General features: G+C 54.7%; 12 protein-coding genes. 7 read left to right on the top strand and 5 right to left on the bottom strand.

Translation table 11 applies throughout. The features are described from left to right. The first annotated feature begins 3 nt into the window (after positions 1-3). Both cysS and J3U06_RS06950 read left to right on the top strand, forming a co-directional pair. Entirely contained in the window at positions 4-1,602 is a 1,599-nt protein-coding gene (gene cysS / locus J3U06_RS06955) for a cysteine--tRNA ligase (RefSeq protein ID WP_267444726.1), read from the top strand. 77 nt (positions 1,603-1,679) lie between these two features. Next, on the top strand, positions 1,680-2,696 hold the full coding sequence (locus J3U06_RS06950; protein ID WP_267444725.1) for a LacI family DNA-binding transcriptional regulator: 1,017 nt from the start codon (positions 1,680-1,682) through the stop codon (positions 2,694-2,696). Between the two features lie 52 nt (positions 2,697-2,748). Here J3U06_RS06950 and J3U06_RS06945 read toward each other — a convergent pair whose 3' ends face one another. The 4 genes from J3U06_RS06945 to J3U06_RS06930 form a co-directional block, all read right to left on the bottom strand. Next, on the bottom strand, positions 2,749-3,882 hold the full coding sequence (locus tag J3U06_RS06945) for a glycoside hydrolase family 172 protein (protein ID WP_416378945.1): 1,134 nt from the start codon (positions 3,880-3,882) through the stop codon (positions 2,749-2,751). A gap of 55 nt (positions 3,883-3,937) precedes the next feature. Next, the gene (locus J3U06_RS06940; RefSeq protein WP_416378944.1) at positions 3,938-4,819 is read right to left on the bottom strand and encodes a carbohydrate ABC transporter permease; all 882 of its coding nucleotides are present in this window, start codon (positions 4,817-4,819) and stop codon (positions 3,938-3,940) included. Between the two features lie 20 nt (positions 4,820-4,839). After that, positions 4,840-5,781 carry a carbohydrate ABC transporter permease gene (locus tag J3U06_RS06935; RefSeq protein ID WP_416378947.1) on the bottom strand — a complete coding sequence of 314 codons (942 nt, stop codon included), beginning with the start codon at positions 5,779-5,781 and terminating at the stop codon, positions 4,840-4,842. Between the two features lie 103 nt (positions 5,782-5,884). Next, positions 5,885-7,198, bottom strand: a complete 1,314-nt coding sequence (locus tag J3U06_RS06930; RefSeq protein WP_267444723.1) for an ABC transporter substrate-binding protein — start codon at positions 7,196-7,198, stop codon at positions 5,885-5,887. Positions 7,199-7,762: 564 nt separating this feature from the next. Between J3U06_RS06930 and ffh the strand changes: the two genes are divergently transcribed. Both ffh and J3U06_RS06920 read left to right on the top strand, forming a co-directional pair. Then, entirely contained in the window at positions 7,763-9,379 is a 1,617-nt protein-coding gene (ffh, locus tag J3U06_RS06925; protein WP_267430705.1) for a signal recognition particle protein, read from the top strand. Between the two features lie 30 nt (positions 9,380-9,409). After that, positions 9,410-10,480, top strand: coding sequence for an endonuclease/exonuclease/phosphatase family protein (locus J3U06_RS06920; RefSeq protein WP_267430706.1), 1,071 nt, complete (start codon positions 9,410-9,412; stop codon positions 10,478-10,480). A gap of 16 nt (positions 10,481-10,496) precedes the next feature. On the opposite strand, the gene J3U06_RS06915 is transcribed toward J3U06_RS06920, so the two are convergent. Continuing rightward, positions 10,497-11,519: a LacI family DNA-binding transcriptional regulator gene (locus tag J3U06_RS06915; protein WP_267444722.1), complete on the bottom strand. Its 1,023-nt coding sequence runs from the start codon at positions 11,517-11,519 to the stop codon at positions 10,497-10,499. Positions 11,520-11,678: 159 nt separating this feature from the next. Here J3U06_RS06915 and J3U06_RS06910 point away from each other — a divergent pair, with 159 nt between their 5' ends. From J3U06_RS06910 to rpsP, 3 genes are all read left to right on the top strand, one after another. Next, positions 11,679-13,058, top strand: a complete 1,380-nt coding sequence (locus tag J3U06_RS06910) for an SLC45 family MFS transporter (RefSeq protein ID WP_267430708.1) — start codon at positions 11,679-11,681, stop codon at positions 13,056-13,058. Between the two features lie 28 nt (positions 13,059-13,086). After that, positions 13,087-15,402: a glycoside hydrolase family 31 protein gene (locus tag J3U06_RS06905; RefSeq protein ID WP_267444721.1), complete on the top strand. Its 2,316-nt coding sequence runs from the start codon at positions 13,087-13,089 to the stop codon at positions 15,400-15,402. Between the two features lie 216 nt (positions 15,403-15,618). Continuing rightward, complete coding sequence (gene rpsP / locus J3U06_RS06900) at positions 15,619-16,077, top strand: 30S ribosomal protein S16 (protein WP_046322448.1); 459 nt, start codon at positions 15,619-15,621, stop codon at positions 16,075-16,077. Positions 16,078-16,107 lie beyond the last annotated feature (30 nt).

Here is a 16,107-nt window from a genome sequence, read left to right as displayed (position 1 = left end):
GATATGGATACGAGTTCGCAACCGCATGATTCCAAGGCTTCAGTCAGCCTGGCCGCAGCTGGTCTGCGTCTGTATGACACGGCTGATCACCAGGTGACTCCCTTCAGACCCATTGAACCGGGCAAGGTCGGCATCTACGTGTGCGGGGCCACGGTGCAGAGCTCACCCCACATTGGCCATATCAGGACCACGCTGGCCTTCGACATAATCCGCCGCTGGCTGCTCAAATTGGGGTACCGGGTGACCCTGATCCGGAACGTGACTGACATCGACGACAAAATCCTGACCAAGGCAGCGGCCAACGGCCAGCGCTGGTGGGAGCGGGCTTACATCTACGAGCGCGAATTCACTCATGCCTACGAGACCATGGGAGTCCTGCCGCCCACGTACGAGCCCAGGGCCACCGGGCATATCCCCCAGATGATCGATCTGATTCAGCGCATCATCGACCGTGGCCACGCCTATGTGGTGCCCGACGAGCACGGCCGCCCATCAGGCAACGTCTACTTCGACGTGGCCTCTTGGCCTGAATATGGTGCCCTGACCCACCAGCAGACCGGTACCCAGCCCGCTGACGAGCAGGCCGCCGCCAACGACCGACTGGGGCCCAGCATCGACACCGATGGTCAGAATGCCGACACCGATGAGGAACCCGGCAAGCGCGACCCCCGCGACTTCGCACTTTGGAAGGCGCCCAAGCCCACCGATCCGCCTACGGCTCGCTGGCAAACCCCCTTCGGCACAGGTCGGCCGGGCTGGCATCTGGAGTGCTCGGCCATGAGCCACCGTTATCTGGGTGCGGATTTCGACATCCACGGAGGCGGCCTGGACCTGCGCTTCCCCCATCACGAGAACGAGATGGCCCAGTCGCACGCGGCAGGCTGGGGGTTCGCCCATCGATGGATGCACACGGCCTGGGTGACTCAGAAGGGCGAGAAGATGAGCAAGTCCCTGGGCAACGGGCTGTCAGTAGACCAGGTGCTGTCGCAACATCCAGCCTGGGTGGTGCGCTACGCCTTGGTCTCGGTGCAGTACCGGTCCATGCTGGAATGGTCCGACCAGTCCCTGCAGGAGGCCGAAAGCGCCTACGAGCGCATCCGTAACTTCGTGGACCGGGCCGGGCGGATCCTAGGAGCGCAGCCGGAGCGTGCCCGCGTGGCAGGACTGAGCGCGGATGATCTGCCAGAGGACTTTGTGCAGGCCATGAATGACGACATCAACGTTTCAGAAGCCCTCGCATCTATATTCGCGCTAATTCGGAGCACTAATACAATCATGGATCAGCTAAGCAACTTGGAAAGACCCAACAAAGAATCATCTAGAGCCGAGGTCTCTCACGCTCTCCTGTCCGTGCGTGGCATGTTGGATGTCTTTGGCCTTGACCCCTTATCGGAGCAGTGGAACCATAGCGATGGACCACAGTCAGCAGGTTCATGCGAAAGGACTTTGGACATGTTGGTACGCGCGCGGCTCGATAGTCGAGAAAAAGCCCGAAAGGCCAAGGACTTCAAGTTGGCTGATCAGATCCGCGAAGAGCTTGCGGCAAGCGGTATAACCATCATGGACACTTCCAGCGGACCGACATGGACCTCGAAATGCTGACTGCATGCGCTTGCTGGGTCGGCCGAAGTGTCAAAACCCATCGGTCGTAGCCTTGGAATCCAATACCTGAGGAAATCATGACCGATATTCGCGATGTCGCCAAAATGGCAGGTGTTTCCGTCAGCACTGTTTCCTACGCTTTTTCAGGAAAACGACCGATATCGGCAACCACGTACGAACGCATAATGGACGCGGTCAAAAAACTGGGATACACACCTAACGCTGGTGCACGTATGCTACGTGCAGAGCATAAACACATAGTCGCTATTAGCGCTCCCCTGCGTTTAGGGCAAAACCGGACAGCCTATGCCGACTATTTCATTGAATTCGCTCGCCAGGAGCATTCACGCGGATATGATTCCTTGCTACTGACTGCTGAAAATGGTGTAGAAGATATTCGCCGAGTCGCCTTAGGGAATCTCGCAGATGGCGTTGTTCTTATGGATATTGTGAATGATGACATCCGCGCTACACAGGCATCTACATATAAACGACCATGCGTAGCCATCGGCCTTCCCCGACGTCATGAAGACTGCGCCTGTATTGATTTGGATTTTGAAAAGATGGGTCGAATCGCCATCAAAAACATGGTTCAGGCGGGTCGTCGCCGTTTGATTTTCCTCAAGGGCCCAGATCAGGATTATCGTCGACGCTCTGGATACCGACTCATCCTGCTAGCTAGTTTGCGCAAATGGGCCGCCCAGTATAATGCCGAGTTCCATGAAATATCAAATGGAGTAGCCAATCAAACCCAATATGCGAATCGGGTCCTCAAAGCTATCGGGACGCATAAGGCCAATGGCCTCATAAGTGAGATCAGACCAGTAGTCTTGGATGCGGTTTTAGGACGAATAGCTGAAAACGGCCTAACCATACCAGATGACATAGCTGTAATGTCCTGCGCCGCTGACACCCCAAGCGAAACCTTGAAAGCACTGCATATCTCCGAGATGCCTCTAACACCGGATACACTTTGTGCGGCTGCATCAGACATGCTGACAAAGGCAATCGAAGGCAATCAAGATGTTGCAGGGCAGGTCAGGCTCCAAGACCCGCCGCTGATCCAGCGTCAATCAGTTCCCACCATCGAATGAGCACAATAAGCGGCTGAACTAGCCCTAATCTCAGTTCAGCTGCTTTTCAGCATCAACGAGGACACCGATCACGCTCCGTTACTTGCATGATCTCATCAGTGAATGGATCGTGAGGTTCACACTGGTACCAATAGGCTACACTCGCTATATCATCCTGCCGTTCGAAATATCCATTTTCATCCACACCAATCTGTTGGACGGTGACGCGAATATCGTGATTGAAATGAATGGGATCAGGGATGTGCCAGCGATATAAACCACGCGTGACCGGGCTGGATGTATCCCAATACTCACTCTGACGGTTGCTGTTCAGATTGCTTGAGCGGAAGGGGAAACCCATGTAAGTCCCGCAGTAGGTCTGTTCAACCATCCTGCCATCGGCATCGTGGGCCGCAAAACTCCAAGCTCCACCAAAATAATCCTCACATCCAGTTGAGCACCATGTAGGATACTGGTCATCTCCGTCAAGGTAAATCTTGATCTCGCCCTCTCCCCACCAACGGCTCTCGAGAGTTGTCAAAGCCAAATATGTTCCCACATACGAGCCAGTGCCGCTTACACCGTCAAGAATGGTATAGTCATGGGCCAATTGAGTGATTTTCTGACGCCGCCATTGCGCATGAAAAGTCATGGCCTCCGTTGGAAGATCATCGACTTCATCATAATCAATCTGGTAGAAGAAAGCAGGAATCGCCTCGTTATGCTCATTTCTCAGGATAATTCTGGCTTCACTGTGGAACGGCATAGGGAAGAAGCAGTTGAATCCCCTGTTTGGGTAGACAGCCATCGGCATGGATTCAACCCTGCAAGCTTGGGCGTGACCGCAACAGAAGAAGTCTCCAAGAGGTGAACAGACCGATGGGCTGTCTTCGCCATCCCAATAGCACTCCAATATCAGATTACGCAGCACATTGGGACCTGTGGATGAGGTCGAATCAGTAACCGTCATCCAAATATGACGTATGATGCCTGATCCCTTAATGTCAGCAAGAACCGTCTGGCTCCCTGGAGCAATATTTTTCAAGCAGGGAGTTCCTTTGCGCGCGACACCCAGCTGGCTGGATGACATGGCTGCCTTGCCTTTATCACCGCTTGGATTTTCAGCATTAATGCAACGAGATCGCTCATTCGAAGGAAACACGAGTGCACCCATCCCGATCGATCCCCCACGGCTGTTAATAACCATTTTGTCCTCCTGAAGATGCTCCAACTTGGAAATGGAAATCATTTTCTTCTATGTTCTACTTAACCGACCCAGCAACGATCCCTTGGGACAGCTTCCTCTGGAAGAAGACGAAGAAGACGATCGTGGGAATTATACTAAGCAAGGCCGCAGCAGCCAGATCGGTGGCGGCCATAGTATGCTGGCCTTGCATAGTCGCCAGCGCCAGGGGCACCGTCTGAACACTGTCGCTCATTAGGAAAGCCATGGGAATCATATATTCATTCCAAGTCCAGATGAAGAAGAAAACAAACAGAACACTTATGGTAGGCCAAGAAATCGGGAGGACGATCCGTAAAAGCGTCTGCCAGCGAGATGCACCATCAACAGTGGACGCTTCTAGAATTGCCTGAGGAAAAGTGCCATAAACAGCGGAAAGCAGGTATGTCCCATACGCACTTTGAATAATAGTAAAAATAATGATCATCGACCATTGAGTGTTGTATAGCCCGATAGCCTTGAACATGATATACAGCGGGTACAGTAGAGCCTCTTGCGGCACCATGTTTGCCAACATGATAAAAAGCAGAATCACAGTGTTTCCTTTGACTCGGCCTATTCCAAGGGCAAACGAGTTCAAGACCGACAACAAGACCCCAACGACTGAAACAACCAGCGATATAAGCAAAGAGTTCGCAAACTTCATTGGGAAATCGGTGGTGTTCCAGAAGGAGATCACCCCCTCAAGGCTCATATGCGCCGGGAAGGAGAGGGGGCCCGTCATGTTGTAATCCTCTGTGGTCTTAAAAGCATTCAAGGCCAGGATCACCAATGGGAACAGCATCACTACGGCTCCCAGGACCAGCAATACCAGCGCTGTCCAATTCCCCCATGACCTTATATGTTTAGCGTGTCCGAATGGTGCGGTATCAGCAATTTGTTCTGACATTTGACTACTCATTTTGCTTCCTTGAGGATGAATTAATCCATGTGTTTCTCGACATGCTTCTGAATTGCAGTGAAAGCAATCGAGAAGATAATGATGACTACCGTAAGAGCCGTGGAAATGGCCGCCCCGTAACCCACCTGCTGTATCTGGAAGAACTGGTTGTATGAGTAATATGAAGGGACCATTGTCGACGTGCCAGGTCCGCCTTTGGTCAGAAGGAATACAGGGGCAAATGTTTTGAGCGCTCCTATCGTCGAAGTCAGCACCACGACCAGTAATTCCGGAACGATCGATGGCAATGTGACGACGCGGAACTTCTGCCACCAGTTAGCACCATCAAGGCTGGCAGCCTCATACAATTCAGGGTCCACACGCTGCAGGCCGGACATGAAGATGACGATTGGATATCCCAGCTGAATCCATATCAGAATAATCATCAATACCGGCAAAGCGGTTTTTGCCGAGCCCAGCCAATTCTGCTGCAGCGAACTCAGACCTACCTTGGCCAGCAGATCGTTGACTGCGCCATCTTCTGGCCTGAATATCCAGCCCATAATGATCGTAGCCACAGCCACCGGCAGAACCTGGGGCAGATAATAGAGCGCTCTAAGCGATGAAGATGTACGTGGACCGAACTTCTTCTGAATTACATCTGTCAAAGCCGATGAAATCAATAAGCCCAGTATCGTAGGTATCACTACGATCGCGACGATGATCCATAAAGAATGGCTGAAAGACACCCAAAAAGTCTTGTCACTCATAAGGCGTCGCCAGTTTTTGCCGCCTATCCAACGGGTGGGCCCGACTCCCCTCCACCTCGTAAAGCTCAGATATACATTCCAGCCAATTGGCACGATGACTATTGCGAAGATACCTATCAGCCCCGGCAGCAGGTAGGGCACGAATCGCGATGGCCGACTTCCAGGGAGGCGCGAATGGACGAAGGCCCCGTGATCTTTATTTAATGACACGATTACATCTCCTAAATGCCCCGAACGAGACCGAATAACTTGGACTCAGGGCTGTCACAAAGCCGGGCACTTACGCGTTTAAAGCACCCGGCATAAAAGTTCTTTGTCAGTTGTCATCAAGACCCATTTGCGAGACTCCATCGTCATAATCCTTTTGAAGCGTCTGAAGGACCTCCGAGGGCTTCTTGGTCCCGTTGACCAGTTCCTGGAAAGCGGCGGGCATAGCATCTGTAAGATTCGGCGCTGGATAATCTGGATAGTAACTCATGCGGTTCGCCTTGGCGGCATCGTTGTATTCCTGCACAAGTTCGCGACTCTTTGTGTCTGTAATGGCATTAGAATCAGCATGGACAGGCACACCACCATGGTTGCCGATGAAATTCTGGATTTCATCAGAGAGCACGATGTCGATATATTGTGCAGCCAGATCCTTGTGCTTGGCTTTTTCCGGTATCACCAGAAGATTGCCGGCGCACCCCTCGACCATCTTTGAATCTGGGAAAATGGCCGCCGTCCATTCAAAGTTCTTGATCTGTTCCATGAACCTGTTCTGATTCCAGCTGCCCGTCTGATAAATCGGATATTCTCCACGGATAAAAGCGGTAGTTGTATCCTCCGCCTTCATGCCGGTGGCGTTTCGCGAGATATACCCCTTATCAAACCAATCCTTAATGGTATCTGTAGCAAATGTCAGCGGCTCACCACGCCAATTGACCTTATGCTTGTACAGTTGCCAGTCATCAACGAACTTTCTGTCTGCCTTGGTCATAGCCAGTTGCCACCACAACCATAGAACGCCGAATTCACCAGCATCCGCCGTAATGGGAGTCACGCCCTTATCCTTGAATGCTTGAAGAACCTGAGTAAACTCACTGTATGTCTTGGGAATCTGTAAACCGTATTTTGCAAATATGTCCTTGTTGTAGTACACACGCTGCATTTCCGCATACGAGGGAATGCCATACCAGGTATCCCCGTCCATAACACCTCTTTTGTCGTACTTGCCTACAGCTGCCGCCTGACCGGTGACTTTCTTGTCCCATCCATATTTCTTCACATACGGTTTCAAATCAGTCAACAGGTTCTGTGTAGACAGCACTCCAGCAGATCCATTGCCCCTGTTTGACTTCATGACGTCGGGCGCTTGATCTGAATTCAAAAACTGGCTGCCATTTTGGGCTATCTGGGTGAAAGACTTGACCTCGAATTTCACCTTAATTCCAGTCTTTTTAGTAAAAATCTCAGCGGCACGATGCCAGCCTCTATCCTGCCCGCTTGCCGGCTCGCCATAATCCCAGACCAAGATGCTGTCTGGTTTACCCATCGACTCTGCAGAATCGCTATTAGACCCACACCCCACAAGCGGCGTAGAAGCTAGCGCCATCGCTAAGCAAGCACCGAGCAATTTACATGTCTTCATATTCCACTCCTCCATTGGCTGGAATTTATCTTTTCAATGGATATGTTGTTATGAGGGATCAATTCGTAACAACATTCGGCTCTTTCCTGTTACGCGATTCGCATCATCTCTGAAGTAATCGAATCGTTTCGACAATTATAGCACGGCCTTCTCCTCTGTCAAAAATGACCGCTCTACTTTGTCAGACATTCCCTCAGAGGTGTAAATTGAAGCACCTTCTTGGAACCGAACAATTAAATCCACTAAAAGTTGGAAGTCCTTTTTCCCGCACCCGTCTGAACGTTTAAATAGGAGGGATTCCAAGAAGGCATCCGAACAGAGCGTGCCCATCTGGTTGTATTGCAGCATCTGGTTGCCCGAAAACTACAGGCCGACTGCGACTAAAATCTTTTTTTAATGCTGCTGACCATCAAGGTGGGGTGAAAACAGTCGTTTCAAAGCTCGCGGAATGTGCGACGGATCCGTATGCTGACTGTATCCACACTTCTGCTGCTAGTCGGCTCAGGGAGCAGGTCTTAAGGGCAACCGGCCAATCTCCCGACTGACAGGTAGACTTGGGGCATTATGGCAGCATTTTCATCTTTGACCGATCGGCTTTCCCAGGCCTTCACCCATCTGCGTTCCAAGGGGAAGCTGACCGAGGCCGATATCGACGGCACAATCCGCGAGATCCGCCGCGCCCTCCTGGATGCCGATGTCTCCCTGGACGTGGTGCGCTCCTTTACCGGGCGCATCCGGGAACGTGCCCTGGGCGAGGAGGTCTCCAAGGCTCTGAACCCGGCCCAGCAGGTGGTCTCCATCGTCTACGACGAACTGACTGACATCCTGGGCGCAGGAGTGGATCGACCGCTCAATTTCGCCAAGAACCCGCCTACAGTCATCATGCTGGCTGGCCTGCAGGGTGCCGGCAAGACCACGTTGGCCGGCAAGCTGGGCTTCTGGCTCAAGGACGCCGGGCACACCCCCCTGCTGGTGGCGGCCGACCTGCAGCGGCCCAATGCGGTCACCCAGCTTCAGGTGGTCGGCGAACGCGCGGAAGTGCCGGTATACGCCCCGGAACCAGGTGTGCAGACCAGCGGAGCCGAGTTGGCGGCCCCCGGACAGGTTACAGGCGACCCGGTCAAGGTGGCCGCCGACTCGATCAGAGTGGCCAAGGACAAGCTCTACGACGTGGTCATTATTGATACGGCCGGTCGACTGGGCGTGGATCAGGAGCTGATGGAGCAGGCCCGCAATATCCGCGATGCCGTCCACCCCGACGAGATCCTCTTCGTCATCGATGCCATGATCGGCCAGGACGCGGTCGCCACAGCCAAAGCCTTCGACCAAGGTGTTGACTTCACCGGCGTGGTTCTGTCCAAGCTGGACGGCGATGCCCGCGGCGGCGCGGCCCTGTCGGTGGCCTCGGTGACCGGCAAGCCCATCCTCTTCGACTCCAACGGCGAGGGCCTCAAGGACTTCGAGGTCTTCCACCCCGACCGCATGGCCTCCCGCATTCTGGATATGGGCGACATCCTGACCCTGATCGAGCAGGCACAGCGCCAGTTCGACGAGGAGGAAGCCCGTAAGGCCGCAGGGAAGATGTCCGAGGGCAGCTTCGGTCTGGACGACTTTCTGGAGCAGCTCCAGCAGGTTCGCAAGCTGGGCTCCTTCAAGAGCATCCTGGGCATGATCCCGGGCATGGCCCAGCACCGCAAGGAACTTGAACAGTTCGATGAGAAGGAAGTGGATCGAACGCAGGCCATCATCCAGTCGATGACTCCCCAGGAACGACGCGACCCCAGCATCATCAACGGCTCACGACGGGCCCGAATCGCCTATGGCGCCGGCACTACGGTCTCGGCTGTCAACGGCCTGCTGCAGCGGTTCGAGCAAGCGGCCAAGATGATGAAACGCATGACCAATGGCAGCCGCTCGATCCCAGGCATGGGCGGCATGGGTGCTGGCGGCGGCAAAAAAGGCAAAAGAGGCAAGAAAGGCCGCAAGGGTTCCCGTTCAGGCAATCCCATGAAGCGGGAGGCCGAAGAGAAGGCGTTACGCGAGCGCCTGTCCGGCAAGGGCAAATCCTCCGGCGGCTCGGCCTTCGCCAAGCGCCCCGAGACTCCGCAGATGCCTGAAGGCCTGCCTGACCTGCCCCCCAATCTTGGCGGTGGACTGGGCGGTCTCTTCGGCGGCCGCTAACCACCTCCTTCATGCAGGAGACAATGGCACGTGAACACCCTTCTCTGGATTATCCTGGGGCTCATCGCCTTATGGATGGCCCTGCGCTTCCTGCCTGCCGGAGCTGACTGGCACCGTCCTCTGGTGGAGCTGATCGCTCTGATCGACCTGTTGGTCGTTCCCTTATTGGCCATCTTGATCTGCGCCATTGTGATCCAGGCCTGGCCACAGTCCGCTCTGGCCCTGATTGAGCTGACCCTGGTCACCTTATGGAGACTTCAATACAGGTTTCATCTGGTCTCTCCCATAGGCTCGGGGCACAGAAATAAGCTGCTTGATACAAGGAATCAAGCAGAGGCTGATGCAGACATTGCCGAATCGCATCAGTTCAATCGGGATATAACTGATCCTGCGCTCAACCTGAAAGTCATGACGCTAAACTGCCGCTATGGCATGGCAGATGCACAGTCCATCATGAAGCAGGTTCAAAGCCAAAATGTCGATGTTTTAGCCCTGCAGGAGGTGAACTCGACCCTGCTGACCCATCTTCAGAAAGCAGGGATGAGGCAGATCATGCCATATCTGGTGGAGGGACCGCAGACCCAGAATGACAATGGCGGCAGGAACGCCCTCTTCTCTCGTCAGGAGCCCATTTGGTCTCAACCGGCAGGCCTTGATTTGGAAGCGTCAGCCGTCCCACTAATGCATTTGCATACCCTAGCTGGAACTGTCCGGGTGGCTTCAGTCCATCCGAAGTCGCCCCAACGCGGCGCCAGGCAATGGGGCCTAGGCATCAGGCGTCTGGCTCTATTGAACAGCGAAAAGATGACGGCCGTCCCAGACCTGGAATCACCTGCATTCACCATCATCATGGGCGACTGCAACGCCAACCTGCACCACCCAACCTTTCGCGCCATGATACAGTCCGGCAGGTTGCGTGATGCCTCCCTTTTTCTAGGCTGCGGGCCGCACCCGACCTTTCCGCATTGCCAGGCACTTCTGCCACCACTGATCGAAATCGACCATATCCTGGTCAGCCAGGGCATCAGGGTCGAATCGATGAAGGTGATTAAAGTCCCGCACACCGACCACTGTGGCCTTTTGGCTCAACTGCGTCTGTGAGCTGAGCAGGGGCTGCTCACTTAGGATCACCATGCAGGTAAGGGCCAGGTCCGGTGGACTGTCTGCTGATTATCCTGAAAGGCAGAAAACGCGAACTCGGCTTGTCTGCGGACAAAAGGGCCTTGACCCCTTCCACCCCCATACGGTGAAAGGCCTGAGTAACGCTGGTTATGGTGGGCCTGACCATATCTACAATGTCCGTTCCGTCAAAGCTCATGACGCTCACCTCACCGGGCACATCCAACCCCTGGTCCCTAGCCTGATTGATGGCACCCATAGCCACCAGGTCGCTGGCACCGATAAGGGCGGATATCCGTTCTTTCGACTTTAGACAGTGCTTCATGGCGGCTATCCCATCCTGGTAGAGACATCCCCCATGGAAAACCAGACTTTCCTTATAAGGGATGCTGTTGTCCTCCAGACACTGCCGGTATCCACTGATACGCAGAGTTATTGACCCATGTTGAGGAATGCCAGCCAGCCCAATCCGTCGATGACCCCTGTCAATCAGAAACTGCGTGGCTTCATACCCCATCTGATAGTCATCTGAAGTGATGCAGGGCAGCCGTCCCCCACCCACAAAGGATGAGAGCGATATGCAGTCCATCCCCACCTGCTCTATGGTGGCGATTAATGACTCCTGGAGCTCGAGGGAGACTAGAATAATTCCTCTGACGGCACGCTCTACCGCAGTGGTGATGGCCCGCCGCTGAGCTTGCAGATCAGCGTTGCCCGCATGCAGGATCAGAACATCCAGGTTCCGTTCCGCAGCTGATTGTTCGATCCCCTCGATGATTGAAGAATCGAAATTGGTCTTGGTGTTGGAGAGAATGACAGCCAAAGCATGGCTCTTGCCCTGTACGAGGTCGGCCGCTGCTGTGTTGCGGATATACCCCATCTCCTTGGCGGTCTCCTTGACCAAACGTACGGTCTGACCCCTGTGTTCACCGGTATCGGAAAGGGAACGAGAAACAGTAGCCGTCGACAGTCCCAACCGCTGTGCTATGTCCTTTAAGGTCGCTCTGGAAGCTTCAGCCATGACCTCCATCTTTCCCTCTGGCGAGCCCATGTCGGACCCAATTTCTATATCATCGGCCATCATAGCCACACGCCCGGGCATGATAAGAGATAAACAAAGCTGTATACTCATACCGTAAACGTTTACAGTAATTGTTTACAAAAGATCAAAGGAGATACCTTGAGCGCACCTCAAATGACGAGTGATGCCTCTACCAAGAATCGGCATTCGCTACCGGATATCACCATGAAGACCATGTTCGCCATTACTTTCGGCTACTGCGGCGTCAACATGGCCTTCTCCCTGCAGACCTCGCAAATGAGCCGCATATTCCAGACTCTGGGTGCCGACCCCAGCAAGCTTGGATTCTTTTTCATACTGCCGCCCCTGATCGGAATGATCATTCAACCAATTCTGGGACGCTTTTCCGACGGTCACTGGTCCCCACGCTTCGGCCGCCGGATGCCCATCCTGCTCTGGGCCGCTCCCCTGGCTGCCATCGTCATGGTCCTGCTGCCAAATTCCGGCTCCTTCGGATTCGGTTACGGATCCCTGACTGCTCTATGCTTCGGGGCAGCAGCCATCGTCCTTATGGATTTGTCCAACAACGCCTGCATGCAACCCTTCCGCATGATCATCGGCGACATGGTGAACGAGAAACAGAAGGACCAGGCCTGGTCCTGGCAACAGTCCTTCAGCAATCTGGGAGGCGTTCTGGCCAACCTCTGCCCCTTCCTTTTGACCGGGCTGGGTATAGCCAACATCGATAAGAAGGGAGTGGTCCCCATGTCTGTGCGACTCTCCTTCTACATCGCCGCGGCTGTCCTTCTGGCCACCTCCACATACACCATCCTCTCGGTCAAAGAATACGATCCTAAGACTTATGCCCAATACCACAACTTCGAATATGAGGAGAAGAAGCCGCAGAAGTCCTACTGGACCCTTCTCAAGGAGGCCCCCAGCACTTTCTGGCAGGTTGCAGTCATCCAGTTCTTCGCCTACTTCGGTGTCCAGTACCTCTGGACCTACACCACCGGGGCCATAGCTCAAAACGTCTGGCACACCGCCGACTCTTCCTCAGCTGGATTCCAAGCCGCCGGCAATTGGTATGGCATCCTCACCTTCGTCCAGTCCATCGTGGGCATCATCTACGGATTCCTGGTTCTGTCCAGGACCAGCCAGTACAAGCGCAAGTTCTGGTACCGGATTGGACTGCTCTGCGGCGGCCTGGGAATGATCTGGACCGCTTTCACTCACAACCAGTACGCCCTGATCGGATCCTTTACACTGATCGGCATCTGCTTCCTGACCATGCATGCCGAACCTTTCGCTATTTTCACTACGGAAACCGACGGGGCCAATGATGGAGCCTACATGGGGCTCTTCAACATCTTCATCTGCCTGCCACAGATAATCGCATCGGTCAGCAGCTTCGCGATCTTCCCGCTGGTAGGCAGATCAATGCCGACCATGCTCCTGATCGGAGGCATCTCCTGGCTGATTGGCGCAGCCCTGATGGACATCATCAAGAGCCGGAAGCCCGAATCCAACGAGGCTTAAGAAAATTTACGAAAGGAATACGTCTGCCATGACGAACCTACATTACACCGCGAAAGATCAGACCATCACCCTAAGTTCCGACCAGGGGGCATTGATCCTGACCGTGCTGACGGACCAAATCATCCGCGTCTTTCAGGACCGCGGACGCCACACCAACTCCTATGCCATCGAAGGCGAAAAGAAGGTAGAGACTCCCTTCGATCTGAAGGAAGTCGACAACCATCTGGAACTGTCCACAGGGCAGCTGACCGTCAAAGTCGGATCTGACCTGCTCTTGGACGTCTTCGACGCTCAAGGCAATCCGTTGATCCTGGACTACCGCGGCAAGAGACGTCCCATCGCTAAGACGATTGATGCCGCCCACCAGAGCATCATGCGGGCCGAAGGCCACGAAGTATCCGGCGTGAGCCAGACTGAGGATCACTACTACCAGGTAGTCAAGGCCTTGGATCCTGACGAGCAATTCTACGGACTGGGCGACAAGACCGGGTATCTGAACAAGCGGTCCTATCAATATGACAACTGGAATTATGATGAGCCACGACCGCACATTGAAACCTTCACCAACCTCTATAAGTCCGTCCCGGTCCTCTTCGGACTGAAAAAAGGCCACCCTTGGGGTATCTTCTTCGACAACACCTACCGGAGCCATCTTGACCTGGGCAGGGAGAACGCCGACTACTACTTCTACTCGGCCGTCGACGGAAACCTGGACTATTACATACTGGGCGGATCCTCCTTGAAGGAGGTGGTCTCCAACTACACCTATCTGACCGGTCGGGTCCCTCTCCCCCAGCGTTGGATGCTGGGCTATCAGCAGTCTCGTTGGGGCTACAGCATGAGCCAGGACCGGGTGGAGCAGATCGTCGACACCTTTGCCAAGTATCACCTCCCCCTGGAAGCCGTCCACTTCGACATCGACTACATGGACGGCTACCGCGTCTTCACCTGGAACAAGAGCATCTTCAAGGATCCCGCCGGGTTCCTGGCGGATATGAAAAAACGGGGAGTTAGGGTCATTCCCATCCTGGATCCTGGAGTCAAAGAGGATCCCGACTACCCGATCTATCAGGAAGGTCTGGATAAGGGATACTTCGCAACCAACCCGGATGGCAGCGTCTATGTCAACAGGGTCTGGCCCGGCAAGTCCGTATTCCCTGACTTTGGCCGACCTGAGGTCCGCGACTGGTGGGCCGGGCATTGCCGTTTCCTGGTTGACAGCGGGGCAGCCGGCATCTGGACAGACATGAACGAACCCGCCGTATTTGACGGAGAGATACCGGAGGACACTGTCTTCAGCGATGAAGATCAGAAGTCCGATCTTGCCAGGATGAACAATGTCTACGGGCACAACATGGCTAAGGCCACTTATCAGGGCCTGAAGAAAGCCACCGGCAGACGGCCCTACGTCATCACACGCGCGGCCTACGCAGGAACGCAGAAGTATGCGACGGTCTGGACCGGAGACAACCAAAGCCTCTGGCCACATCTGCAGATGTCAATCCCTCAGCTCTGCAATATGGGGATGAGCGGATTCAGCTTCGCCGGGGCCGACATCGGTGGATTCAGCGCCGATACGACCCCGGAGCTGCTGACCCGATGGATCGAAGCCGACATTTTCAGCCCGCTTCTGCGCAACCATTCCGCCCTCCAGGCACGAGACCAGGAACCTTGGGTCTTTGGCCCCGAGGTCTTGGACATCTACCGACACTTCCTGCATCTGAGGTATCGCTTCATCCCCTACCTCTACGATTGCTTCGCCAAGCAAATGAACGATGGCCTGCCGGTTATGCGTCCCCTGGTCCTGAATTACCCGGAGGATGCGCGCACACGGAACTTGAACGACGAATACATGATCGGCGACCAAGTTCTAGTAGCACCCGTAGTAGAGCAAGGGCAGGTCTCCCGAATGGTCTATCTGCCCGAGGGCGACTGGGTGGATCTACGCACCATGGTCACTTTCGGTGGCCACCGAGATATTTTGGTTGAGGCTCCTCTGGACCAGCTGCCCGTCTTTGTCAGGGCCGACTCCGTGCTACCTTGGGGTCGACTGGTGGAGCATATGGACGACCAGCCCGAGGAGTCCATGACGTTCAGGCTCTTCGGCCAGCATGGCGACTACACCCACTACCAGGATGACGGATACAGCTTCGACTACGAGCAGGGGGCCTACAACCTCTATCAGATCCATATGGGTAACCAGGGTCAGTGCTCGGTTACTGTACCCCATCATGGATTCAAGCCTCTCTATCGAAGGATCCACCTGGTTCTGCCTGAACAAACCCTGACCCTAAGCCTGGATGACAAGAGCCAGGCCCCGGTCTACAGGGAGATCGAAGCTTAGACCTCGGTCAAAACTGGTTGGAGCAAAACCGAACCAAGGGCCTGTTGGGGCGTATGCCACAGCAGACCCTTAATCCTAAGGTTGAGGTATACTTTTGCTGTTATTCATGTCCGGAGGAGCCCTCTCATTCCGACGGCCGTGAGGAACACGCCAGGAGCGCCACCATGCCCCACATGGAGACGTCGCCGGGCACACCAAGTACCAAGGAGAGCCGTTTTGGCAACCAGAATTCGTCTGAAGAGAATGGGCAAGAAGTTCTACCCCTTCTACCGCGTGGTCGTGGTCGATTCCCGCAAGAAGCGCGATGGCAAGGTCATTGAGGAGATCGGCACCTACGATCCCAACACCCAGCCCTCTTCAATCAAGATCGACTCCGAGCGCGCCCAGTACTGGCTGGGTGTGGGCGCTCAGCCCAGCGACCCTGTCTTCAACCTTCTGAAGATCACCGGCGACTGGCAGAAGTTCAAGGATCTGCCCGGCAAAGAGGGCACCCTTAAGGTGCCGCAGGCCGAGGTCGACGCCCAGGCTCGCATCGAGCAGGCACAGAACGAAGCCCAGAAGCTCAAGGCCGCCAAGTCCGAGGCTGATGCCAAGGCCAAGGCCCAGGCGGAGAAGGAAGCCCCCAAGGCCGATGAGTCGGCAGATGCCGCCCAGGCCGAGCAGGCAGCTGAGTAAGGGCACATTCATCAAGGATTGGAAGGACCG

It is taken from the genome of Bifidobacterium sp. B4142 (genome assembly GCF_026537325.1).
Taxonomy (GTDB): Bacteria; Actinomycetota; Actinomycetes; order Actinomycetales; family Bifidobacteriaceae; genus Bombiscardovia.
The sequence above is the reverse complement of the archived record's forward strand: the minus strand, read 5'-3'. Positions and strand labels throughout refer to the sequence as shown.

What these genes read in the sequence shown, in the direction of transcription:
- cysS (WP_267444726.1), top strand. Translation starts at nt 4, where the DNA reads ATGGATACGAGTTCGCAACCGCATGATTCCAAGGCTTCAGTCAGCCTG.
- J3U06_RS06945 (WP_416378945.1), bottom strand. Translation starts at nt 3,882, where the DNA reads ATGGTTATTAACAGCCGTGGGGGATCGATCGGGATGGGTGCACTCGTG.
- J3U06_RS06940 (WP_416378944.1), bottom strand. Translation starts at nt 4,819, where the DNA reads ATGAGTAGTCAAATGTCAGAACAAATTGCTGATACCGCACCATTCGGA.
- J3U06_RS06950 (WP_267444725.1), top strand. Translation starts at nt 1,680, where the DNA reads ATGACCGATATTCGCGATGTCGCCAAAATGGCAGGTGTTTCCGTCAGC.
- J3U06_RS06930 (WP_267444723.1), bottom strand. Translation starts at nt 7,198, where the DNA reads ATGAAGACATGTAAATTGCTCGGTGCTTGCTTAGCGATGGCGCTAGCT.
- J3U06_RS06905 (WP_267444721.1), top strand. Translation starts at nt 13,087, where the DNA reads ATGACGAACCTACATTACACCGCGAAAGATCAGACCATCACCCTAAGT.
- ffh (WP_267430705.1), top strand. Translation starts at nt 7,763, where the DNA reads ATGGCAGCATTTTCATCTTTGACCGATCGGCTTTCCCAGGCCTTCACC.
- J3U06_RS06915 (WP_267444722.1), bottom strand. Translation starts at nt 11,519, where the DNA reads ATGGCTGAAGCTTCCAGAGCGACCTTAAAGGACATAGCACAGCGGTTG.